Annotated in this window: 21 protein-coding genes; 14 read left to right on the forward strand and 7 right to left on the reverse strand. The window is 59.5% G+C overall.

Translation table 11 applies throughout. From position 1 onward, the window contains the following. Positions 1-20 precede the first annotated feature (20 nt). Positions 21-1244 (reverse strand): urate hydroxylase PuuD, encoded by a 1224-nt coding sequence (locus AC2FFE_RS14850; RefSeq protein WP_496847004.1) that lies wholly within the window; start codon positions 1242-1244, stop codon positions 21-23. Between the two features lie 96 nt (positions 1245-1340). Here AC2FFE_RS14850 and AC2FFE_RS14855 point away from each other — a divergent pair, with 96 nt between their 5' ends. Beyond that, positions 1341-2255 carry a LysR family transcriptional regulator gene (locus tag AC2FFE_RS14855; RefSeq protein WP_496819970.1) on the forward strand — a complete coding sequence of 305 codons (915 nt, stop codon included), beginning with the start codon at positions 1341-1343 and terminating at the stop codon, positions 2253-2255. A 4-nt stretch (positions 2256-2259) separates the two neighbouring features. On the opposite strand, the gene uraH is transcribed toward AC2FFE_RS14855, so the two are convergent. Then, positions 2260-2616, reverse strand: a complete 357-nt coding sequence (uraH, locus tag AC2FFE_RS14860; RefSeq protein WP_496819969.1) for a hydroxyisourate hydrolase — start codon at positions 2614-2616, stop codon at positions 2260-2262. A 165-nt stretch (positions 2617-2781) separates the two neighbouring features. Here uraH and puuE point away from each other — a divergent pair, with 165 nt between their 5' ends. Continuing rightward, positions 2782-4200: an allantoinase PuuE gene (gene puuE, locus AC2FFE_RS14865; RefSeq protein ID WP_496820080.1), complete on the forward strand. Its 1419-nt coding sequence runs from the start codon at positions 2782-2784 to the stop codon at positions 4198-4200. Beyond that, positions 4197-4685 (forward strand): ureidoglycolate lyase, encoded by a 489-nt coding sequence (locus AC2FFE_RS14870; protein WP_496819968.1) that lies wholly within the window; start codon positions 4197-4199, stop codon positions 4683-4685. The genes puuE and AC2FFE_RS14870 overlap by 4 nt, the downstream gene beginning before the upstream one ends. 100 nt (positions 4686-4785) lie before the next feature. Here AC2FFE_RS14870 and AC2FFE_RS14875 read toward each other — a convergent pair whose 3' ends face one another. The 3 genes from AC2FFE_RS14875 to AC2FFE_RS14885 all read right to left on the reverse strand — a co-directional run bounded on the left by AC2FFE_RS14875 (position 4786) and on the right by AC2FFE_RS14885 (position 7082). Then, positions 4786-5772, reverse strand: coding sequence for a type I glyceraldehyde-3-phosphate dehydrogenase (locus tag AC2FFE_RS14875; protein ID WP_496847005.1), 987 nt, complete (start codon positions 5770-5772; stop codon positions 4786-4788). 54 nt (positions 5773-5826) lie between these two features. Beyond that, positions 5827-6150: a hypothetical protein gene (locus tag AC2FFE_RS14880; RefSeq protein ID WP_496847006.1), complete on the reverse strand. Its 324-nt coding sequence runs from the start codon at positions 6148-6150 to the stop codon at positions 5827-5829. 101 nt (positions 6151-6251) lie between these two features. Next, positions 6252-7082, reverse strand: a complete 831-nt coding sequence (locus AC2FFE_RS14885) for a bifunctional allantoicase/(S)-ureidoglycine aminohydrolase (RefSeq protein WP_496847007.1) — start codon at positions 7080-7082, stop codon at positions 6252-6254. A gap of 176 nt (positions 7083-7258) precedes the next feature. Between AC2FFE_RS14885 and AC2FFE_RS14890 the strand changes: the two genes are divergently transcribed. Further along, positions 7259-7612 carry a hypothetical protein gene (locus AC2FFE_RS14890; protein ID WP_496847008.1) on the forward strand — a complete coding sequence of 118 codons (354 nt, stop codon included), beginning with the start codon at positions 7259-7261 and terminating at the stop codon, positions 7610-7612. 5 nt (positions 7613-7617) lie between these two features. On the opposite strand, the gene AC2FFE_RS14895 is transcribed toward AC2FFE_RS14890, so the two are convergent. Next, on the reverse strand, positions 7618-8553 hold the full coding sequence (locus AC2FFE_RS14895) for a 2-hydroxyacid dehydrogenase (protein WP_496819963.1): 936 nt from the start codon (positions 8551-8553) through the stop codon (positions 7618-7620). 124 nt (positions 8554-8677) lie between these two features. Between AC2FFE_RS14895 and AC2FFE_RS14900 the strand changes: the two genes are divergently transcribed. From AC2FFE_RS14900 to AC2FFE_RS14915, 4 genes are read left to right on the forward strand one after another with little or no spacing between them, the layout of a single operon-like run. Further along, on the forward strand, positions 8678-9913 hold the full coding sequence (locus AC2FFE_RS14900; RefSeq protein ID WP_496847009.1) for an acyl-CoA dehydrogenase family protein: 1236 nt from the start codon (positions 8678-8680) through the stop codon (positions 9911-9913). A 6-nt stretch (positions 9914-9919) separates the two neighbouring features. Further along, entirely contained in the window at positions 9920-10726 is an 807-nt protein-coding gene (locus AC2FFE_RS14905) for a thioesterase family protein (RefSeq protein WP_496847010.1), read from the forward strand. A 23-nt stretch (positions 10727-10749) separates the two neighbouring features. Beyond that, positions 10750-11448 (forward strand): DUF1007 family protein, encoded by a 699-nt coding sequence (locus AC2FFE_RS14910; protein ID WP_496847011.1) that lies wholly within the window; start codon positions 10750-10752, stop codon positions 11446-11448. After that, complete coding sequence (locus AC2FFE_RS14915) at positions 11433-12377, forward strand: nickel/cobalt transporter (protein WP_496819955.1); 945 nt, start codon at positions 11433-11435, stop codon at positions 12375-12377. The genes AC2FFE_RS14910 and AC2FFE_RS14915 overlap by 16 nt, the downstream gene beginning before the upstream one ends. Here AC2FFE_RS14915 and truA read toward each other — a convergent pair. Then, on the reverse strand, positions 12374-13138 hold the full coding sequence (gene truA / locus AC2FFE_RS14920; protein ID WP_496819953.1) for a tRNA pseudouridine(38-40) synthase TruA: 765 nt from the start codon (positions 13136-13138) through the stop codon (positions 12374-12376). The two genes, AC2FFE_RS14915 and truA, sit on opposite strands and share 4 nt — an antisense overlap. A gap of 107 nt (positions 13139-13245) precedes the next feature. Between truA and AC2FFE_RS14925 the strand changes: the two genes are divergently transcribed. The 6 genes from AC2FFE_RS14925 to ileS all read left to right on the forward strand — a co-directional run bounded on the left by AC2FFE_RS14925 (position 13246) and on the right by ileS (position 22713). Then, positions 13246-14661 carry a YcjX family GTP-binding protein gene (locus tag AC2FFE_RS14925; protein WP_496819952.1) on the forward strand — a complete coding sequence of 472 codons (1416 nt, stop codon included), beginning with the start codon at positions 13246-13248 and terminating at the stop codon, positions 14659-14661. Continuing rightward, entirely contained in the window at positions 14661-15113 is a 453-nt protein-coding gene (locus AC2FFE_RS14930) for a GNAT family N-acetyltransferase (protein WP_496847026.1), read from the forward strand. Before AC2FFE_RS14925 ends, AC2FFE_RS14930 begins: the two co-directional genes overlap by 1 nt. Beyond that, positions 15106-16095 carry a YcjF family protein gene (locus AC2FFE_RS14935; protein WP_496847012.1) on the forward strand — a complete coding sequence of 330 codons (990 nt, stop codon included), beginning with the start codon at positions 15106-15108 and terminating at the stop codon, positions 16093-16095. The genes AC2FFE_RS14930 and AC2FFE_RS14935 overlap by 8 nt, the downstream gene beginning before the upstream one ends. 59 nt (positions 16096-16154) lie before the next feature. Continuing rightward, a complete protein-coding gene (locus AC2FFE_RS14940) occupies positions 16155-16865 on the forward strand; it encodes a VIT1/CCC1 transporter family protein (RefSeq protein ID WP_496847013.1) in 711 nt (236 codons plus the stop codon). Positions 16866-16945: 80 nt separating this feature from the next. Next, complete coding sequence (locus tag AC2FFE_RS14945; protein ID WP_496847014.1) at positions 16946-19636, forward strand: DUF2339 domain-containing protein; 2691 nt, start codon at positions 16946-16948, stop codon at positions 19634-19636. A 164-nt stretch (positions 19637-19800) separates the two neighbouring features. Then, entirely contained in the window at positions 19801-22713 is a 2913-nt protein-coding gene (gene ileS / locus AC2FFE_RS14950) for an isoleucine--tRNA ligase (RefSeq protein ID WP_496847015.1), read from the forward strand. The last annotated feature ends 33 nt before the right edge of the window (positions 22714-22746 follow it).

Below are 22746 nucleotides of genomic sequence, written 5' to 3' on the forward strand. Positions count from 1 at the left end.
AACGCGAACCAGCGCGGGCGTCAAAGCCCGGCGTTGCGGACCCAGCGAATGAGCGCGTCGCGATCTTCGGGTTGCATATAGGTGATGTTGGCCGGGGGCATGGCGTGGCTGACACCGGCCTGCAGGTAGATCTGTTTCGCATTCCGGGCAATGTCGGCCTCGGTCTCAAGCAGCACACCTTTGGGGGCCCAGAGGATGCCCTCCCAAACCGGTTCACGGGCGTGGCACATGGAACAGCGTCCCAGAACGATATCATGCGCTTCGGCAAAGCCGTCTGCTGCGGCAAAGCGCTGTTCATATGGTGTCAGTGGCTGGGCTTCGGCCTCTTCCAGGGGCTTGTACATTGGCGCTGTCGACAGCCACATGATGGCGATGAACAGCAGGGCTGTGGCAAGCCAAGTCCATGTCGGGTTACCAGCACGCGCATGGCGGGTGTTAAAGTAGTGCCGGATCGTGACGCCCATCAGGAACACCAACGCCGCAATGATCCAATTGTATTCGGTCGCAAACGCCAGCGGATAGTGGTTCGACAGCATCAGAAATAGAACCGGCAGCGTCAGATAGTTGTTGTGGGTCGACCGCAGCTTGGCAATCTTGCCATATTTCGGATCCGGTGTGCGCCCGTTCTTCAGATCATCCACAACGATGCGCTGGTTCGGCATGATGATGAAAAACACGTTGGCCGTCATGATTGTGGCAGTGAAGGCCCCCAGATGCAGCATCATCGCCCGCCCGGTGAAAATCTGATTGTACCCCCAGCCCATGGCCACCAGCAGGACGAACAGTAGCACCATCAACAGGGTTGGGCGTTCACCCAGACCGGATTTGCACAGGAAATCATAGACGAGCCACCCGATGGTCAACGATGCGGCCGAGATCAGAATGCCCTGCCACAACGCCAGATCAGCCTTTTCCGCGTCGATCAGGTATAGCTCTCCGCCGACCCAGTAGACGATCATCAACAACGCCGCGCCGCTCAGCCAGGTCGAGTAGCTCTCCCATTTGAACCAGGTCAGATGGTCAGGCATCCGTTCGGGCGCAACCAGATATTTCTGGATGTGATAAAACCCGCCGCCATGAACCTGCCATTCCTCGCCATCCGCCGGGTCGGGAATATTCCGGTTCAGGCCCAGATCCAGTGCGATGAAGTAAAAGGACGATCCGATCCAGGCCATGGCCGTGATCACGTGCAGCCAGCGCACGGCAAAGGCCATCCAGTCCCAGAACACGGCGAAGTCGTACATTTCAGAGGTCTCCGATTGGTTGCCGTCACACTAGGCAAACGGGCTTTTCTTCGGTATTCCCGTATATTGTCAAACTGTATCAAAAAAAACGATAAGATGTCCTATCTCGACAATATCCGTACCTTCGTCCGTGTCTATGATTTGGGCAGTATGTCCGCCGCTGGGCGCGATTTGCGCATTTCACCTGCGGTGACGTCGGCGCGAATCTCGCAGCTTGAGGATCATCTGGGCGTGCGGCTGTTTCAGCGTACAACGCGCAACCTGTCTCCAACCGAGCAGGGCAAAGCGTTCTACCCTGGTGCGGTGGCGGTACTAGATGCGGTCGATGAGGCCGAGGCGCAGGTGACGCATTTGACCGAAGCACCGCGCGGGTCGCTGTTCGTGGCGGCTCCGTTGGGGGTAGGGCGGCGGTTGCTGGCGCCGCATGTGCCTGATTTTCTTGCGGACTATCCCGAAATTGATGTTCGATTGCGCCTGACGGATCGGTCCGTTGATCTGACGACCGAAGGGCTGGATTTGGCCTTTTTTATCGGCCAGCCGGAAGATAGCACCTTGCGCATTCGCAAGATCGCGGATTGCCAAAGGGTATTATGCGCCGCACCCGGCTATGTCGCGAGGCGGGGCATGCCGCAATCTGGTGAAGACCTGATCAAAGGCCAATACGAATGCCTGAATCTTCGCTTTCCCGGTGCGACCGAATTTCAGTGGATGTTGCAAACCTCCGATGGCCCGAAACGGTTTGCCGTGTCCGGCCGATTTGAATGTGATGACGGGGATGTGCTGACCGACTGGGCGGTGTCAGGCCAAGGCATTGCGATGAAGCCCGTTTTTGAGGTGGCAGAGCATTTGGCGGCAGGTCGCCTGGTGCCAGTCGCGCAGCAGACGCCACCTGTTCCGGTCCAGATGGCGTGCCTTTACACACATCGGCGTCATCAGGACCCAAAGGCCCGTTTGTTCATGGATTTCATGATCGAGCGTATCAGTGCCTTCCTGCGCGGCACTGAAACCTAAGGGATCAGCTGCCGCGATAGGTGGAATAGCCGTAAGGCGACAAAAGCAGCGGCACGTGATAATGCGCCTCGGCATCTGACATGCCAAAACGGATTGGGATCTGATCCAGGAACAAGGGATCATCCCCATCTTGGCCGGTTGAACGTAGGTAATCCCCAGTAAAGAAGATTAGCTCGTATGTGCCGGTCTTGAATTTTTCCGGGGGTAGGATCGGGCTGTCAGTACGTCCATCCGAATTGGTCTCCATCTCGACCAACTTACGATGCGAGTTGCCGGAGACCCGGTAGAGTGCGATTTTCAAACCAGCGGCGGGGCAACCCCGGGCGGTGTCCAGTACATGGGTTGTCAGATAGCCTGCCACGTTAGCCTCCTTCAGGTGCGTAACTTCGCTTTGTGACAGTGTGGCGCAAACATCGAAACAGGGGAAATGCCGAAAGAAGCCGAAACAGCGTTCGGTTTGATTTGATAATCATCGCTGGATTTCTAGGATATGCCTGTCGAAACAGTTCAGAGCTCGGAAATCCCCATGCAGCCACCGCGTTACCCACGGAATATGATCGGATACGGTGCCACTCCGCCGGATGCCAAATGGCCGGGAGGGGCAAAGCTGGCTGTGCAGATCGTTTTGAACTACGAAGAAGGTGGTGAGAACTGTGTATTGCATGGGGATGCAGCGTCCGAGGCGTTTTTGTCCGAGATCGTCGGGGCCGCCCAATGGCCCGGCCAGCGCCATTGGAACATGGAATCGATTTACGAATATGGCGCGCGGGCCGGGTTCTGGCGGCTGCATCGCCTGATGCAGGACCTGCCGATCACGGTCTATGGCGTGGCGACCGCTTTGGCACGGTCTCCGGATCAGGTGGCGGCCATGAGGGATGCCGGTTGGGAGATTGCCAGTCACGGTCTGAAGTGGGTCGAACACAAGGACATGCCTGAGGCGCAGGAACGCGCCCAGATTGCCGAGGCAATCCACCTGCATACCGAAGTTGTAGGCGAACGCCCTCGCGGTTGGTACACTGGTCGATGTTCCGAGAACACCATGCGTCTGGTGGGCGAAGAAGGTGGGTTCGCCTATGTCGCGGACACCTATGATGACGATTTGCCGTACTGGGTGCAGATCGGTGGTCGGGATCAGTTGATCGTGCCCTACACGCTGGACTGCAACGACATGCGGTTTGCAACACCGCAGGGGTTCAATTCGGGTGATCAGTTCTATGCTTATCTGAAGGACAGTTTCGATGCACTCCATGCAGAAGGTGAGGCCGGTGCCCCCAAGATGCTGTCGATTGGCCTGCATTGCCGTCTGATCGGGCGGCCAGGTCGGGTCATGGCACTGAAACGATTCCTGGACTATGCGCGCAGCTTCTCGGATGTGTGGTTTGCCACACGGTTGCAGATTGCCGAACATTGGGCCGAGACTCATCCGCCCGTTACCAATCCAAAGCCATCGCAGATGGACCGCTCGGCGTTTGTTGACGCCTTTGGAGGTATCTTTGAACACTCGGCCTGGATCGCGGAACGGGCCTATGATCTGGAGCTTGGGCCGGCGCATGACACTGCAGGCGGTTTGCACAATGCGCTGGCGCGCATGTTCCGCTCTGCATCTGAGGCTGAACGGCTGGGTGTTTTGACTTCGCACCCCGATCTTGCGGGCAAACTGGCGCAGGCCAAGCGGCTGACTGTTGAAAGCACATCCGAGCAAGCCTCAGCCGGGTTGGATGCGCTGACAGATGAGGAGCGTGCGGCCTTCACAGATCTGAACACGCGGTACACCGAAAAATTCGGTTTTCCCTTCATCATTGCGGTGCGGGATCATGACAAGGCCTCGATCCTTACGGCGTTTCAGCGGCGCATCGAGCAGGATCGAGATGCGGAGCTTTCTGAAGCCTGCCGTCAGGTTGAGCGTATCGCCGAGTTCCGGCTGCGGGACATATTGCCCTCATGAACCGCCAGATCGTCGTCACGCCGCTAACCGCCGCAGCTTTCGCGCCGTTTGGGGACGTGATTGAGCTGTCTGGCGACCCTGACAAGATCATCAATCAGGGGCAATGCGGACGGTATCATGACCGGGCGCTGCTGGAGTTCACCGACGGGCGCGCCGGGATCAGCTTGTTCAACGCCAATCCGCGCGCGCTGCCCTACGCGCTGGATATGGTTGAGCGTCACCCTGATGGCAGCCAGGCCTTCATCCCGATGACCCACCAGCCCTTTCTGGTGATCGTCGCACCCGATGAGGACGGCAAGCCCGGCACTCCGCAGGCTTTCCTGACACGGCCGGGGCAGGCGGTGAACTACCATCGGGGCACATGGCACGGCGTGCTGACCCCGCTACATGCCCCCGGTTTGTTTGCTGTGGTCGATCGTATCGGTGAGGGCGCGAATCTTGAAGAGCATTGGTTCGAAACACCTTATAAGGTGGTCGCAGGCTGATCCCGGTAGGCTCCCGCCGGGTCAGGACGCATCAAAGATGCACCATGACCCGTTGGGCCAGGCAGCGTGCGGCCAAGCCGCCCGCTGCGGGTGGTCTGGATCAGGCCGCTGCCATCAATTGGGCGACGTCCAGCATACGGGCCGAGAAGCCCCATTCATTGTCATACCAACCGAAAACGCGCACTTGGGTCTCGCTCACCATCCGGGTCTCGGGGCCTGCGATGACCAGCGATTCAGGGCGGGTTCTGAGGTCGGAAGAGACCAGCGGCAGATCAGTCCAGCCCAGCACGGCCGAGGCCTCTACCGCATTGCGGAAGGCCGCATCGAAAGCTTGCGCATTCATCCCGTGTTCGAGAGTCACAACAAGATCCACGGCTGAGACGCTGGCGGTCGGAACCCGCACGGCCGCGCCCGAGATGCGCCCGGCCAGATGCGGCAGGACAACATCGATCAGATGGGTGGCGCTGGAGGTGGTCGGCACCATCGACAGTGCCCCCGCCCGCGACCGCGCAAGATCGCCGCGCGGCGCGTCGACCATCGGTTGGCTGTTGGTATAGCAATGAATGGTGGTCATGTGACCTGAGACGATGCCGCCGATCTGATCCAGTAGACGCACCAGAGGCGCAAGGCCATTTGTGGTGCAGGATGCGTTTGACACAATACTGGCGTCGCCCAGTTTATCCTCGTTTGCGCCCAGAACCACCGTTAGCTCGGCCGCAGGCGAGGGGCCCGAGATCAGAACCTTGCGTGCCCCGGCCGCCAGACCCCGGCGGGCCACATCGGATGTGCGCGCGATCCCGGTGCAATCCAGCAGAACGTCCACACCCGACAGATCGATGTTTGCCAGATCAGAACTGTGCGTCATCGGCACTGAGCAACCATCAACTACGAGGGCAGCGTCGCTAGTCGACACATCCCCGGCATAAGGGCCAAAGGTGCTGTCGTATTTGAACAGATAGGCGCAGGTGTCGAGCGGTGCGATATCGTTGATCAGCACCAGTTCAATATCTGATCCTTGCGGCTGGGCCAAAACCTGCCGCAGGATCGTGCGGCCGATGCGGCCGAATCCATTGATCGCGAGTTTCATGCGCAAGCTATGGCAGCCAGATCAGGCGATCTCAATGAAAGTATTGTACCAATTTCAGCCGCAGCTGACCTGCGAGAAGAACTGCCCAGAGATGTTTTGATACATGCTGGTCACGATCGGTTTGCAGCCGGTTGCCTGTTGGATCGCTGTGATGGCCTGCAGGGTACGCAGGCGCGGTGGCGGACCAAAGGGGTTGAGGTTGTTGTTGTCGCGTGTGGCGCGGTAGATGACGGGCTCATCAGATACTTTGGTCACTGCCCAGGTGCGGTTAATTACAAAGACCGATTTGGTTTCATCTTTTGCTGCGACTGGTGTGGAAACCGAGGCGGCCACCAGTGCGATTGCGGCCAGGGCCATCAGAGGGGTGCGCAGTTTCATGGGCCAGTCTCCAATACTTGAAAAACGGAATATACTGGGATTTCAGCAAATTCCGAGGTCCGTGTGAACCCCTGCCAAGATAAAATACGATGAATCCGGATCTAGCGCGACAATGAGAGTGGCATGTGCCGGTTCACATCCTTGTACAGCAGATACCGGAAACGCCCCGGTCCACCCGCATAGCAAGCCTGAGGGCAAAAGGCGCGCAGCCACATGTAGTCCCCCGCCTCGACCTCGACCCAATCCTGATTGAGGCGATAGACCGCCTTGCCCTCCAGAACGTAAAGCCCGTGCTCCATTACATGGGTTTCGGCAAAAGGGATCACGCCGCCGGGTTCGAAATTGACGATGTTGACATGCATGTCATGACGCAGGTCTTGCGGGTCGGCAAAGCGGGTTGTGGACCAGCGACCTTGGGTTCCGGGCATCTCAACCGGCGCTACGTCGCGCTCATGCGTGATGATGGGATCGGGGGCGGGCAATCCGGGTACAGCCTCATAGGCTTTGCGCACCCAATGGAACCGCGTCACAGCATCTGATTGATTGTGCAGGGTCCAATTCGCACCCGGCGGGATATAGGCATATCCCCCTGTTTCTAAGCTATATTGCTCACTATTCAGGGTGAGCTGTACGGTGCCTTCGACGACAAACAGAACCGCCTGAGCCCGAGTATCGGTTTCCGGCTGGTCGCTGCCGCCACCGGGCTGAACCTCCATGATGTATTGCGAGAATGTCTCGGCAAACCCGCTCAACGGGCGCGAAAGAACCCACAGGCGTGTACCTTCCCAGAACGGCAGATAGCTGGTGACAATGTCGCGCATCGTTCCCTTGGGGATCACCGCATAGGCATCGGTGAACATGGCGCGATCGGTCAGCAACTGATCCTGGCCGGGGTGCCCGCCAGTGGGCGCAAAATAGGTCGGTTGGGTCATGGAATGCCTCGGGCTGTCTTTTTGGTACTATGAGGGGAACGTGGAGTAGCCTCTAGCGCCGGGCTGACGATAGGTTTGTTCGGGATAATTTGAAGGTCCGGCCAAGCGGGGGTTGGCCCCGATTTAGCGTGGGTATATCCTCGTGCTGTATTTTATCTCAGTTCAGCGAGGCATACATGAAAGCCCGGATCATATTTGTTTTGGCAATTCTCAGCGCGATGGGGTTCACGACCGCATCGGCTAAGCCGCTCTCCCGAATCATTGCTGAAATGGGGCTGTCGCCGTCGGATTTCGAGGTGGCGAGCAAAACTTCGCGCGCCTTGCTTACTGATGGCACTCCCAGTGTCGGCAAAGAGATGGGGTGGGCAAATGGCAAAACCGGATCACAGGGAACGATCCGCATCATTGCGATCGAAGGCAATTGTGTTCGCTTGGAACACGATATTCAGCCGCAAGGCGAGGAAGCCTCTCGCGGTGTTAGAACACGCCAGTGCAAGGATGCCGGAGGGAATTGGGTGATGGCCCCCTGAACACGCTAGTAGCCGCGCGCGCGGTCGACCTCATTCAACAAAGGCGCGCCTGAGCTAAGTCTTTGGAAATTTTCGGCCACATCCGATAGTGCGTCGCCCAAGTGCCAGCCCGATACATGTGGTGTGATCGTGACACGCGGGTGGTGCCAAAGCGGGCTGTCGGCTGGTAAAGGCTCTTGGCACGTAACGTCCAGAACCGCATGGCCTGGCGTGCCCCGATCCAGTGCGGTGATCAGCGCGACTTCGTCAATCAGATCGCCTCGGCCCGCGTTCAGCAACTGACTACCGGGCTTCATCGCGGCCAGCATTTGCGCATCGAACAGACCCACAGTTTGTGGGGTCGAGGGTAAGATGGCGCAGACGTGATCGCACCGACCCAGCAACTGGGGCAGGGCATTATCACCGTGCAGGCAGGTGACATCTTCGATCTGTTTGGGTGAGCGGCTCCAACCCAAGACCTGAAACCCGACAGCGCGCAGCATCCGCGCGGTACGATCCCCGATATGGCCCAGCCCCAGAACGCCGACAGTCGTATGAGGTGTAAAGATTGGCTCTTTCGGCAGCCATTCGGCACGGGCCTGTGCGGCCTCGTGAAACGGCATATGGCGCTGGGCGCGCAGGATGTAGGCAAGAAACCACTCGGCGATGCCCTGTGCTGGTGCATCGGGTTTCAGACGCGCGACCCGCATGTGGCTGGGCAGGTTTGGATTGCCAACGATAGTTTCCACACCGGCCCCAAGCTTTTGCACCAGTTTCAGGTTCGGCAACTGGCGCAAGTGGTCGTCTTTCAGGCCGACAACAGCAACCATCGTGATTTCATCAGCGTTGCCGATTGTGTCTGGCGTGCGAATATCGGCACCTGGTAGTGCGGATCGAATCTCATTGGCGATCTCGGCATCACTGATCCAGTTGGTCAGCCCGGTGTCTATCAACAGCGCCATGGTGGTCCCTTCGTTTGAAAATGACTGATGACGTTCCGTCACCCAACTGGACAGAGTCCCGACAGTTAAGCCATCCTCGGGGCGCGAGGTACAGCCCGGATTTCACGGGGCAGGAGGGATTCTCATGAATATGTCTTTTGGTCTGCGCGAAGAGAACCGCGCCCTTTTGCAACGTGTTGCCGATATGGTCCGCGATGAGATCATGCCGCTGGAAGAGGAATACCAGGCCGAGATCAACAAAGGCGACCGCTGGCAATATACCGAACGCCAAGCCGAAATTCTTGAAGGGCTGAAGGCTAGGGCCAAGGCGGCTGGGCTGTGGAATTTCTGGCTGACTGACAGCGACAAGGGGTTCGGGCTGACGACGGTGGAGTATGCCTATTTCGCCGAAGAGATGGGTAAAACCCCGCTGGGGGCCGAGGTGTTCAACTGTTCCGCGCCGGATACCGGCAATATGGAGGTGTTCGAACGTTACGGGACCGAGAATATGAAAGAGCAATGGCTAAAGCCACTGCTCGATGGTCAGATCCGTTCGGCCTATTTGATGACCGAACCGGATGTCGCTTCATCCGATGCGACCAATGTGTCGATGTCCTGCGTGCGGGACGGTGATGACTATGTTCTGAATGGCGAGAAATGGTGGTCATCGGGCGCGGGCGATCCGCGCTGCAAAGTGTATATCGTGATGGTAAAGACGGCCGGAGAGGATCAGCCAAAGCATCAGCGCCAGTCGATGATCGTAGTGCCAGCAGATGCAGAGGGGATCGAAATTCTGAGGCCTATGCAGGTCTATGGTCACGATGACGCACCGCATGGCCATATGCATATTCGGTTTACCAATGTGCGTGTGCCTGCAGAGAATATTCTTTTGGGCGAAGGCCGGGGATTTGAGATCGCGCAGGGACGGTTGGGGCCGGGACGTATTCATCATTGCATGCGTGCCGTCGGTCAGGCCGAAAGCGCACTGGAACAGATGTGCAAACGCTCCATGCAGCGTGAGGCGTTTGGCAAGAAATTGGCGCAGCTGGGGGCCAACTACGACATCATCGCTGAATGCCGGATGGAGATCGAGATGGCCCGCCTGCTGTGTCTGAAAGCGGCGTGGTACATGGACCAGGGCGATGCGCGGGCGGCGGCCCCTTGGATCAGCCAGATCAAGGTTGTTGCGCCGCGTGTGGCACTCAAGGTGATCGATGAGGCGGTACAGATGTTTGGCGGTCAGGGGGTCAGTCAGGATACACCTCTCGCCACCGCCTGGACCCATGTTCGGACCCTGCGGCTGGCCGATGGGCCCGATGCGGTTCACCGTCGTCAAGTCGCACGTGCAGAATTGAAAAAGCACACGCAGGAAAAGGTCTGATCCCAGATGGCCGCAGCGCTGGATTTCGAAGGTTTGGCCTATTTTCGTCAGGTCGAAGATGGCGCCTTTGTCGGAAACGATCCGGCCCGTGGCCCTTGGTCAGCAGATCATTGTCATGCCGGGCCAGTTGCGGGCCTGATCGTGCGCGCAGCTGAAACCGAGGTCGGTGCCGAGAAGATGCTGACCCGGCTGACGGTCGATCTGCTGCGCCCCTTACCCTTGGCCGGGTTGCGTGTGGCGGCAGAGACGACACGACATACCAAGACATTGGCAACAACGCGTGTCACGGTCCACGATCTGGATGATACGCTATGTGCAACTGCTTCGACCATGCATCTGGTGCGGCGTGATCTTGGAGCTGTGCCCAATGTCGATATCATCGGGCCGCGTTATGACACGGCGGTTGATGGCCCGTTTCCCATCGGTGAGGTTCGTCACAAAAAACTCGGTTTCGCGCATTTCAGCGATGTGAAACACCCTGCGGGTACGCAGCATGGGCCCGGTCCGAAAACCGTCTGGATGCGCACGCCTCAATTGCTTGAAGGCGAAGCGCAATCACCCATTCAGTCGCTTTGCGCGCTGGCGGATTGTGGCAATGGCATCTCATGGAATGCGCCGACATCTGAAATGGGCTTCATGAATACGGACCTGACCGTGAACATCCACCGTGAACCAGCGTCGGATTGGTTGGCGTCCGAGGCGCTGTCACACTGGCAGCCGTCGGGTGTTGGTATGTCGCAATCCGTACTGTTTGATACCGAAGGTCCTGTTGGGACGGCACTGCAGACACTCATATTGTTCCCACAAACCTAATCCCATCGGCTGGTTTTTGCATGATGCGTGCGAAACGCGTTGCCGCTGTGAGGCCCGCACCCTATCTTGCGCGCATGCGTTGGCTGATACCACTCCTGACCTGTTGCCTGCCCTTACCGGCCTTGGCCCATCCGCATGTCTTCATCGACACCGGATTGGAATTTATCGTGGATGAGGCAGGCCAGTTAACCCATATCCGCGTGACCTGGGCCTATGACGAATTTTTCTCGTTGCTACAGCTCGAGGATATGAAGCTGGATCAGGATGGCGATGGTGCGCTGACGGCACGCGAAGAAGACATCCTGACAGGTTTTGATGCGGAATGGATCGAAGGCTATAATGGAGACCTTGTTGTAACTGCGGGCGGCGTCGCGGTTGCGTTGTCCGGTCCGCTGGAGCCTCATGCCACGGCGGAAAACGGGCGGATCATCACCTCGCATCTGCGCGCGGTCGAAGGCGGCGCTGTTTCGGCGGCTGCCCTGTCGGCCAAACCGTTTGATGAGACCTACTATACCGCTTACGAGGTGAACCGACCGGTAACCGTTACCGGGCCTGTATCATGTGTGATGGAGCGGATCGACCCGGATATCGATGGACAGTTGGCGCAGATGCAGGCGTTCCTGCTGACCTTGGATGCAGAATACGATCTGGAAGAGAATGATATCCCGCTGGTCGGGGAAAGCTTTGCCACCGAAATCCTGATTTCATGTCCAAATACCTGATTGTACCTGTTGCGCTTGCATGCGGCCTGTTGCTGTGGTTCTGGGGTAGCGGCGGCTTTGACAGCCTCGCGGCCTGGGCCGCCGGAGAGCAGCGCGAATTCCAGAACCAAATCGCGCGTGCCTTGCGTGCCACTCGCGCCGGAGAGCCCGAGGCCGTCGCAACGCTTCTGACCGTGTGTTTTGCCTATGGGTTCTTTCACGCGATTGGACCGGGGCATGGCAAGGTTCTGATCGGCGGATATGGCCTGGGCCGGCGCGTTGCATTCTGGCGCTTGTCAGCCATCAGTGTGCTGTCGAGCCTCGGGCAGGCGGTTACGGCAGTGGTTCTGGTTTATGCGGGGGTCCTTGTTTTTCAGACATCGCGTGAGGCGCTTGTGGGCGCGACCGAACAGGTTATGGCCCCAATCAGCTACGCTGCAATTGCCGCAATTGGGCTTTGGCTTGTTTTCAGGGGCACGCGCAGTTTTGCAAGGCGATCACGTAATGCTGTCGAGCCTGCGCAGGCTCATACTCATACTCATGGTCATGCCCACGATCATGACCATCACGACAAGGGTGAGGTCTGCTCGGATTGTGGCCATCGACACGGCCCCAGCGCGGAGGAGGTCGCCAATGTCGGTAGTGTTCGCGAAGCGATCATCCTGATCGCGGGGATCGCTGCACGACCTTGTACCGGAGCGCTGTTTGTCCTGATTCTGACATGGCAGATGGGCATCGCCTGGGTCGGAATCGCCGGGGCGTTTGCTATGGCACTGGGCACCGCACTGGTAACCACATTGGTGGGTTGGACGTCTTTTGGCCTGCGCGGCGGTTTGCTTGCTTCGGCTTCGGCCACACGATTCGCGTCGATCCTGGCCCCCACCATCGAACTGGTGGCTGGGCTTGTGATTGTTGTGATTGCCAGCGGTCTTTTACTTCGCGCGATCTAGAAGACCGGATCGGGATACCCAACCCGCGCCAGATACAGCCCCTGCGGCGGGCAAACCGGCCCGCAGGCGGAGCGATCTTCGGCTTCCAGCGCGTTGCGCACATCCTCAGGCGACCACGACCCTGCGCCAACACGTTCCAACGTGCCAACAAAGCTGCGCACCTGATTGTGCAGGAATGACCGCGCCCGCACGTGGAAATGAACCTCGGGGCCCGAGAAACCCTGCACCTGTTCCACCCGCAACTCATCCAGAGTTTTCATTGGGCTGGCCGCCTGACAGATCGAGGATCGGAAGGTGGTGAAATCATGCCGTCCGATCAGCATATCAGCACCCGCCTGCATGGCTTCGACATCCAGCTGATGGTTGATCTGCCAGACCTGCCCTTTGTCATGGGTAGCAGTCGCGCGGCGCATCAGGATGCGAAACAGGTATTGACGTTCAACCGCCGTGAAGCGCGCGTGCCAGTCGTCATCAACCTGCGCTGCCTGAACAATCGCTACCGGCTGCGGCTTCAGGTGATAGTTCAACGCCTCGGACAGGCGGAACGGATCCCACTCTTTGATCAGATCGCAATGGGCCACTTGCCCCAATGCATGTACGCCCGCATCCGTGCGCCCGGCGGCAGCAATGGTGTGATCGCCCGGTTGAATGCGGGACAGAGCGTGCTCGATGGCCCCCTGAACCGAGGGCAGCTCTTTCTGGCGCTGCCATCCGGCAAACGGCTTCCCTTGGTATTCGACTTTCAAAGCATATCTGGGCATGGGCCGCTGGTAGCGCGCAGCGCGCGAACGGGCAAGGGGGCGAAAGCGCTGGCATGTCCGGCAGCGGCTACCTATCTTGGGCGAAACGATTATTGCGGGGCGACAATTTGGTCATCTCATCCCTGGCAGACAGTCTTGTGCGCGGCGTCGAAACCATCGGCGACAGCGTGTCCGAGACGTTTTTCGAGCCGGTCATCCGACTGGGCGTCACCGGTTTGGCGCGCTCTGGCAAGACGGTATTTATCACGTCGCTGGTGGCAAATCTGCTGGACAGGGGCCGCATGAGCGGCCTGGTCGCGCAGCAAGAGGGACGCATCAACGCGGCCTACCTGCAGCCGCAGCCAGACGATACGGTCCCGCGGTTCGACTACGAGTCTCACCTCTCCGACCTGACAGGCCCACAGCCGCACTGGCCCGAAAGCACGCGCGCGGTGTCCGAGTTGCGCCTGTCGTTCAAGGCGCGACCTGCGGGGTTGCTGGCAGGGCTTCAGGGGCCGCGCACCGTACATCTGGATATCGTGGACTATCCCGGCGAGTGGCTTCTGGATCTTGCGTTGCTGGACAAATCCTACGCCGATTGGTCGCAGGAGACCTTGGCGCGCATCGAAAACCGCCCTGAGGCGGCCGGGTTTTTGCAACAGGCCCTTGCGACCGATCTGACGGCTGTTCATGATGAACCCACTGCGCAAGCCTTGGCTGCCGCCTTCACGACTTACTTGAACACGGCGCGGGACGCCGGGTTCTACGACTGTACGCCGGGGCGGTTCCTGCTGCCGGGCGATCTGACGGGCTCTCCGGTTCTGACCTTTGCGCCCTTGCCGGTGACGGAAGTATCGCGCCGCCGTACCTTGCAGCGCGAGATGGAGCGGCGCTACGAAGCTTACAAGGCGCAGGTGATAAAGCCCTTTTTCCGCGATCATTTCTCTCGCATCGACCGCCAGGTGGTGCTGGTCGATGCGTTGGGCGCGATCCACAAAGGCCCGCAAGCGGTCGAGGATATGCGCCGCGCCATGGGCGATATCCTGTCGGCGTTTCGTCCGGGGCGCAACGCGTGGCTCAGCCAGTTGCTGCTGGGCAAACGGGTCGAACGTATTTTGTTTGCGGCCACCAAGGCGGACCATCTGCACCACACGCAGCACCCCCGCCTGACCGCGATTATGGAGGCGCTAACACGTGAGGCGCGCGACCGGGCGAGCTTTGCAGGCGCCGAAACAGCGGCGCTGTCACTGGCTTCCTTGCGGGCCACAACCGAAGAGATGCGCAGTCATGAAGGGGCCGAATTGCCCTGCGTGCGCGGCAGGTTGCAGGACAGTGGTAAACAGGCGGCGTTTTACCCCGGCGAGTTGCCGGATGACCCGGCCCATCTGCTCGGCCCAGCCCGAAACGGGGCCGAGACATGGTTGGGGGATGACTTTGGTTTTATGAGGTTTGCCCCGGCACAGCTGACCCTGCGCCCCGGCGATGGCCCGCCACATATCCGGCTGGACCGCGCGGCGCAGTTCCTGATCGGAGACCGCCTGTGATGGTCACGTTGCGCCCTGCCTGCAGCACCGATGCCGGGAAGACCGGGGAAATCCTACACGGGTTTGCCCGCGAAAACGACTGGATGCCGGAACTGCATAGCTGCGCAGAAACCATCGCCTTTTGCGGTTGGATGATTGATCAGGACTGGGTCACGGTGGCAGAAACCCCGGACGGAGTGGTTGGGTTTCTGGCCCTGAACGGGTCGGATATTCATTCGTTGTACCTGACGGCCACTGCGCGGGGGCAGGGGATCGGGGCGCGGCTGCTGGATCATGCCAAGGCGCAGCACCCGCAACTCAGCCTGTTTGCTTTTCAGGCAAATACCGGCGCGTGCAGGTTCTACGAACGTCATGGCTTTGCCGAGGTTGCCCGCAGCGACGGGATCGACAACGATGAAAACCTGCCGGACATCAAATACGTCTGGCATAGCGAAAGGGCAGCACATGGCTAAAGGCCCGGTTCTAATTGATCTTGAAGCAGAGGAACCCGTCACCGATGTTGTCATGGCCCCACCGGTGCCTGACCTTGCTCAGCCCCAGGGTCAAGCGATGCAAAGCGCGGCGCGTTTTGCCGCGCGCAAGCACTCAGCCCTGTCGCGTTGGTTCTGGGGGCTGGCGCTGGCGGTTATTGGGGCCACGATCTCGATCGCCGCCTGGGATTTCACCACCTCACTGGTCGCCCGCGCGCCTGTTCTGGGGTGGATCGTCACCGGGCTGATCGGGGCGCTGGTTTTTGTCGCGTTGATCATCGCGATCCGGGAGTTGGCAGCGATTGGTCGCCTGACCCGCGTCGATGGTTTGCGCCGCGCTGCCGATGAGGCGCTGACCGACGCCGATCTGGCCAAAGCCCGCGCTGTCACGACCCGGCTGATCGCTTTCTACAAAGGGCGGAATGAGACCCAATGGGGTCGCGACCGATTGTCCGAGCGGATGCCCGAGCAGTTTGACGCATCAGGCCTGTTGGCTTTGGCCGAGGATGAGTTACTGGCCCCGCTAGACGTCGCCGCAAGCCGCGAGGTTGAGGCCGCAGCGCGTCAGGTAGCGACGGTGACGGCCTTGGTGCCCTTGGCTTTGGCGGATGTGGTGACCGCCCTTGCAGCCTCGTTGCGGATGATCCGGCGGATCGCGGAAATTTATGGCGGACGCGCCGGATTTCTGGGCAGCTGGCGTCTGACCCGTGCGGTGTTTGTGCATCTGGTCGCAACTGGCGCGGTTGCGGTGGGTGATGACCTTTTGGAACCGGTGCTCGGTGGCTCGGTACTCAGCAAACTGTCCCGCCGGTTTGGCGAGGGGTTGGTGAACGGCGCGCTCAGCGCCCGAGTGGGCGTCGCCGCGATGGAGGTGTGTAGGCCCTTGCCTTTCTCGGACCGCCACAAGCCATCGACCCGCGCCGTGATCAAGCGGGCATTGAAGGGGCTGTTTTCCAAGGGTTGATCTGACGCAAAGCGCATCTGACAGCCCTTCGTCACACTGAACGGGACGGAGGGCCAGCCATGACAGAACACGGTCACAGCCAGCAGGAGATCGCACAGCGGATCAACGCACCACCGGGCCGCGGCGTTCTGCGCGATGTGGTTTATGGGGGTATCGACGGTTCGGTCACCACATTTGCCATCGTGGCTGGGGTTGCCGGCGCGGGGCTGTCATCGTTTGTCATCGTGGCGCTGGGGCTGGCGAATGTTCTGGCCGATGGTTTCTCGATGGCGGCAGGGAACTACTCGGGCACCAAGGCTGAATTGGACAACATCAAACGCATTCGTGCGATCGAAGAACGCCACATTGCGCTCTACCCGCAAGGGGAACGGGATGAGGTGCGTGAGATTCTGGCGCAGAAAGGTTTGTCAGGGTCTGTGTTGGACGACGCAACAGCTGCCATCACCTCGAACCACGAAAGCTGGATCAATCTTATGATCGAGGGCGAATACGGGTTGGGCAGCGTCGATCCGCATCCCATCAAGGCAGCGCTGGCGACGTTTTTTGCTTTTCTGGTGGCTGGTTTGATCCCGTTGTTACCCTTTTTGATCGCACTGGAGAACGCCTTTGTAATCTCGGCTTGGATGACGATGGGTGTGTTCTTCGCCATTGGCGCGTTGAAAAGCCGATGGTCGTTGGTGCGTTGGTGGAAATCCGGGTTTGAGACGCTGCTGATCGGCGGCGCAGCGGCGGCGATTGCCTATCTGGTGGGTTCGCTGTTTCATCCCTGACCGTTTTGGCCGGAATTCCTGACTGTTGCTCTGGGGCACACGCGGTGTAGCTTGCGCCGATAACAGCTACGGAGCTTCAATTGGAATCGCTGCTTGTTCTTCTTGGCCTGATTGTTTTGGCGATACCTGTCTCGATCATTGTGCTGTTGGTTGGGCAAACACGATTGCGCCGCAGGGTCGAGCAGTTGGAACAGCAACTTGTGGCCATGCCACCAACACCGAAAGAGGCTCTGCCGCCAGAACCTGAGGTTCAGTCGGAGGAGCCTGCACCTGCAACGGAGCCTGCTCAATCGCCCTGGCCCGCTGTCAAGATCGAACCTGAGACAAGCGAAGTGGAGGACACGCAAGGCGCGGTTGTCTTTCGGCAGGATCGGTTTGCCGCGCTTTGGGGCTGGCTGCGTGAAAACTGGTTCTATGCCGTCTCAGCCCTGTCCTTGGCGCTGGCCGGAATTTTTCTGGTTCAATACGGGGTTGAGAACGGTTTGCTGCCGCCATCGGCACGTGTTGCCGCCGCTTTGGCCTTTGGCGCGGTCCTGATCGCTGCTGGTGAATATGTCCGTCGCAGGTTTGGCGATGATGAAGACGCGAGCACAGCCTATCTGCCATCCGTCTTTTCTGGCGCGGGCCTGGTAACCTTGTTCGGAGGTGTTCTGGCCGCCCGGCAGATGTACGACCTGATTTCACCCGAAACCGCACTGGGCGGCATGGTGTTAATCGCACTTCTGGGATTGGTTCTTGGTTGGTTTCATGGCCCGTTGCTGGCCGCCGTTGGCTTGCTGGGCGGTTTTGCAGCGCCCTTTGTGGTCGGCGGATCTTCGGATGATCCAACCTGGCTGTATGGATATTTCATCATTCTCACCCTTCTGGGGCTGGGTATCGATACCGTACGCCGCTGGGCATGGGTCACGGTTTTGACCCTGGTTGCTGCCTATGTGTCCAGCCTGCTGCTGGTTTTGTCTTCGCCGTTAACGGAACCCGGATATCTGACCTGCGCCACCGCACTGGCGGTGCTGGCAATAGCGGTTCCCGCGCGACGCTTTTGGCCCGATCACACCGGCCCAATGGTGGCCGAACTGATCCGACGCAAGAAAGGGGATCCCTGGCCTGAGTTTCCGACCCGTGTGGCCTTTGCTGCAGTCGCGGTCAGTTCAGCGATCCTGTCGCTGTATTGGGCGGATTCGTCTGGCGAATTCTGGCTGGGCATCATCCTGCTGACAGGGCTTCTGCTGGGCCTGATCCTGTGGGGCAAAAATGCGCCCGCTCTGCAAGACGTGACCGTGTTCCCGGCCATTGGTTTGATCGCTTATGTGTTGATGCATGGGCTGGATGGAGGGATTGCGGCGCAAACCTTCGCAGCCACCTATGCCGAAACTGTTGAAGCAGATACCCCAATGGTGATCACTGGCCTTGTCGCTCTGGCCGCTTTGATTTCCATCCTCGCCGCCTGGCGATCCTTTGGCGCGGGGCGTTATGCTGCTGTCTGGGCCAGGGCGGCGGTGCTGTTTGCCCCGGCAATGGCGATAGCATTGGAAATAGGCTGGAAACCCGCCACCGTGATCGGCCCATACCCCTGGGCATTGCATGCTATCGCTTTGGGCGCGTTGATGGTGGGGCTGGCAGAACGGTTCGCGCGGGTTGATGCGGAAAACCGATTGCGGCCTGCTCTGGCCACCTTATCCGCGCTGTCGTGCCTGGCCTTCGCCTGTGTCATCGTCCTCAGTTCGGCCGCCTTGACCATCGCGTTGGTCGCAACGATTGTCGTGGCGGCGGCACTGGATCGTCGGTTCATCCTGCCACAGATGAGCTGGTTCATCTGGGCCGGAGTGTTCACGGTGACCTTGCGTCTGGTGTTGGATCCAGGCTTGCACTGGGCAGACACTGCGCCCCTGTGGGAGATGACATTGGTTTACGGCGCAGCAACGATTGGTTTCGTCGCGGGCTGGATCCTGATCAAACCGCTGGACCGCCCCATTGCCACGATGCTGCTGGAAAGCGCCGCCTGGGCGACCGGAGGCATCCTGTTGTCGCTGCTTTTGCTGCGCTGGCTGGAAACCTTCGGCGAAGGCGGCGCGCAGAACAGCCACTGGGGCCTGGGCCTGCTGGCCGTCATCTGGTTGTTGCTGGCTTTTGCGCAAGTGCAACGGTTCGAATTGGGCGGCAAACTGATCTATCTGCGATATGGGCTAGCGGTGTTTTTTGCCGGTCATGGCCTGATGCGTTTGTTCGAAGCGTTGGAGATCAGCAACCCGCTGCTGAACCCTTTTGCCCAGCCGGTTCTCGGCCCACCGGTGCTGAATACGCTGGCCGTTGCCTATCTGTTGCCCGCACTGGCAATTGCGTTTTCGGCATGGCGTATTCCTGCGATGCCTCTCTGGTTGCAGCGCTCCTGCTATGGCCTGAGCATCGCATTGACGGCTGTTTGGCTGGGTCTGATGATCCGTCATGTCTGGCAAGGGGCTGATGGCATGTATGAGGGCAACGGGGTCACCCAGCCAGAGCTATATACTTATACAATGGCCTTGTTGTTGATTGGCGCTGCGCTGTTCTACCAATCTCTGGCGCGTCGGTCTGACCTGATGCGCAAGGCGGGGCTGGTGGTGATCGGGCTGGCGGTGGCCAAGGTTTTCCTAATCGACATCGCGGGCCTGGGCGGGCTGATCCGGGTGTTCTCGCTGCTCGCGCTGGGCCTAGCGCTGGCTGGTCTGGCATGGCTCAACCGCTGGGCAAAACTGCGCCATGGGGTGGAAGGCCCGGACCCTCTGGACCATTAGGCTCGGGCGTCCTATAAGCGCGGCCATGTTTGACCGTTTGGCCATCATTATTCGAATTATATCCCCGGCGCTCTGATATCGCGAGACGCCGGGCAAAGGTGCTTGAGTTATCGCACTGACCGCTTCGATCTACATACGACCAGACCATCCTGAGGACGCCCCAAATGTGCGCCGACACGACCCAAACGCCTGATTACAAAGACACGCTGAACCTGCCCAAGACTGAATTCCCTATGCGCGCTGGCCTGCCCAAGCGCGAGCCCGCATGGCTGGAGCGTTGGGAACAGATTGGTGTTTATGACCGCCTGCGTGAAAAAGAGGGCCGCACGCCCTTTACCCTGCATGACGGCCCACCCTATGCCAACGGCCACCTCCATATCGGCCACGCGCTGAACAAGACCATCAAGGATATGATCGTGCGGTCCCATCAGATGATGGGGTTCGACGCGCGGTATGTGCCCGGTTGGGACTGCCACGGCTTGCCCATCGAATGGAAGATCGAAGAGCAGTACCGCAAGAAGGGCAAGAACAAGGACGAGGTGAACATCGTCGACTTCCGTCAGGAATGCCGCAAGTTCGCCGAAGGCTGGATCGACATCCAGCGCGAAGAATTCAAGCGTCTGGGCATAACTGGCAACTGGCCCAATCCCTATATCACCATGGACTACCATGCCGAGGCGGTGATCGCCGACGAGTTCATGAAGTTCCTGATGAACGGCACACTCTACCAGGGGTCCAAGCCCGTGATGTGGTCGCCGGTCGAAAAGACCGCGCTGGCCGAGGCTGAGGTCGAATATCACGACAAGGAAAGCTTTACCATCTGGGTAAAATTCAAGGTCGTGAATGCGGGCGATCTGGATGACGCTTTTGTTGTGATCTGGACGACGACCCCGTGGACCATGCCGTCGAACAAGGCGGTCGTGTATGGCAAAGACATCTCCTACGGCCTCTATGAGGTCACCGGCGCACCCGACGAATGTTGGGCCAATGTCGGCGACAAGTTCCTGCTGGCGGACAATCTGGCTGCTGACGTTCTGGGCCGTGCACGTCTGAGCGATGACCAGTGGGCTCGCGTCCGTGACGTGACCGCTGACGAATTGGAAGGTGTCCAACTAACCCACCCGCTGGCCGGGGCCGACGGTGGCAATGGAGAATGGGACGACATCCGCGACTTCCGCGCCGCTGAGTTTGTGACCGATACCGAAGGCACCGGGTTCGTCCACTGTGCGCCGTCGCACGGTATGGAGGAATTTGAACTCTATCGCGATCTGGGCATGTTGGAGCATGTCATCACCTATAACGTGATGGACGACGGCTCGTTCCGCGCCGATCTGCCGTTCTTTGGCGGCAAATACATCCTGTCCCGCAAGGGCGGTGAGGGTGACGCGAACAAGGCCGTTATCGACAAGCTGGTCGAGGTAGGCGGGCTGCTGGCGCGCGGCAAGATCAAGCACAGCTATCCGCATTCGTGGCGCTCGAAAGCCCCGATCATCTACCGCAACACGCCTCAGTGGTTTGCATCCGTCGACCGCAAGCTGGACGATGGAATGGGTGAGATGGGTGACACCATCCGCGAACGCGCCCTGCGCTCGATCGACGAGCTGGTGAAGTGGACGCCGCAAACCGGCCGAAACCGGCTGTATTCCATGATCGAAGCGCGCCCCGACTGGGTTCTGTCCCGTCAGCGCGCCTGGGGTGTGCCGCTGACCTGCTTCACCAAGAAGGGTGCTCTGCCCACCGACGCGGATTACCTTTTGCGCAACGAAGACCTCAACGCCCGCATCAAATCGGCGTTTGAAAAGGACGGCGCAGACATCTGGTACACTGATGGGTTCAAAGAGCAGGTGTTGGACGGCATCGCCAACCCCGAAGACTACGATCAGGTGTTTGACGTTCTGGACGTTTGGTTCGACTCCGGCTCGACCCACGCCTTTGTTCTGCGCGACCGGGAGGACGGAACCGAGGACGGCATCGCTGATGTCTACATGGAAGGCACCGACCAGCACCGGGGATGGTTTCATTCGTCGATGCTGCAGGCCTGTGGCACCAAGGGACGCGCGCCTTACCGCAATGTGATCACGCATGGCATGACGCTGGACGAAAAGGGCATGAAAATGTCGAAGTCCATCGGCAATACCATCGTGCCCGAGGAAGTGATCAAACAATACGGCGCGGATATCCTGCGCCTGTGGGTGGCTCAGACCGACTACACAACCGATCAGCGGATCGGGCCGGAAATCCTGAAAGGCACCGCCGACAGCTATCGCCGGCTGCGCAACACGATGCGCTTCATGCTGGGCTCTCTGGCCGACTTCACCGAAGCCGACCGGATCGATCCGCAAGACATGCCGCGTCTGGAACGCTGGGTGCTCAGCCGTTTGTCGGAACTTGATGAACAGGTGCGCAAGGGCTATGCGTCCTTCGATTTCCAGGGTGTGTTCAGCGCCGTGTTTACGTTTGCGACCGTCGATCTGTCATCCTTCTATTTCGACGTTCGCAAGGACGTGCTGTATTGTGACGGCGATAGTGACCGCCGCCGCGCTGCGCGGACTGTTCTGGACATCCTGTTCCACCGCCTGACCACGTGGCTGGCCCCGGTTCTGGTCTTCACCATGGAGGAAGTCTGGCTGGAGCGGTTCCCGGGCGATGACAGTTCGGTCCATCTGGTGGACTTCCCGGAAACCCCCGCCGATTGGCGTAATGAAGAGCTTGAGGTCAATATGGCCAAGGTCCGTCGTGTGCGTCGTGCGGTGACTGCCGCGCTGGAGGTTCAGCGTCAGGACAAGGTGATCGGATCGAGCCTGGAGGCGGCGCCGGTCGTGCATGTGGAAGACAGCGAAACCCGCGATTTGCTGTCGACCTTCGATGTTGATGACATGTGCATTACTTCGGGCCTGACTGTCACAGGCGACCCGTCCCCGGCCGAGGCGTTCCGCGTGCCAGAGATCGAGGGTGTCGCTGTGGTATTCGAAAAGGCCGAAGGTGCCAAATGCCAACGCTGCTGGAAGATCCTGCCGGATGTTGGGCTGCACGCGCATCCCGGCGTTTGCGGGCGCTGCAACGAGGCGCTTGGATAAACCTATCGCCCCCTCTGAAAACAGAGGGGGCAC

The sequence above is a fragment of the Ruegeria sp. YTSA168 genome, from assembly GCF_059610045.1.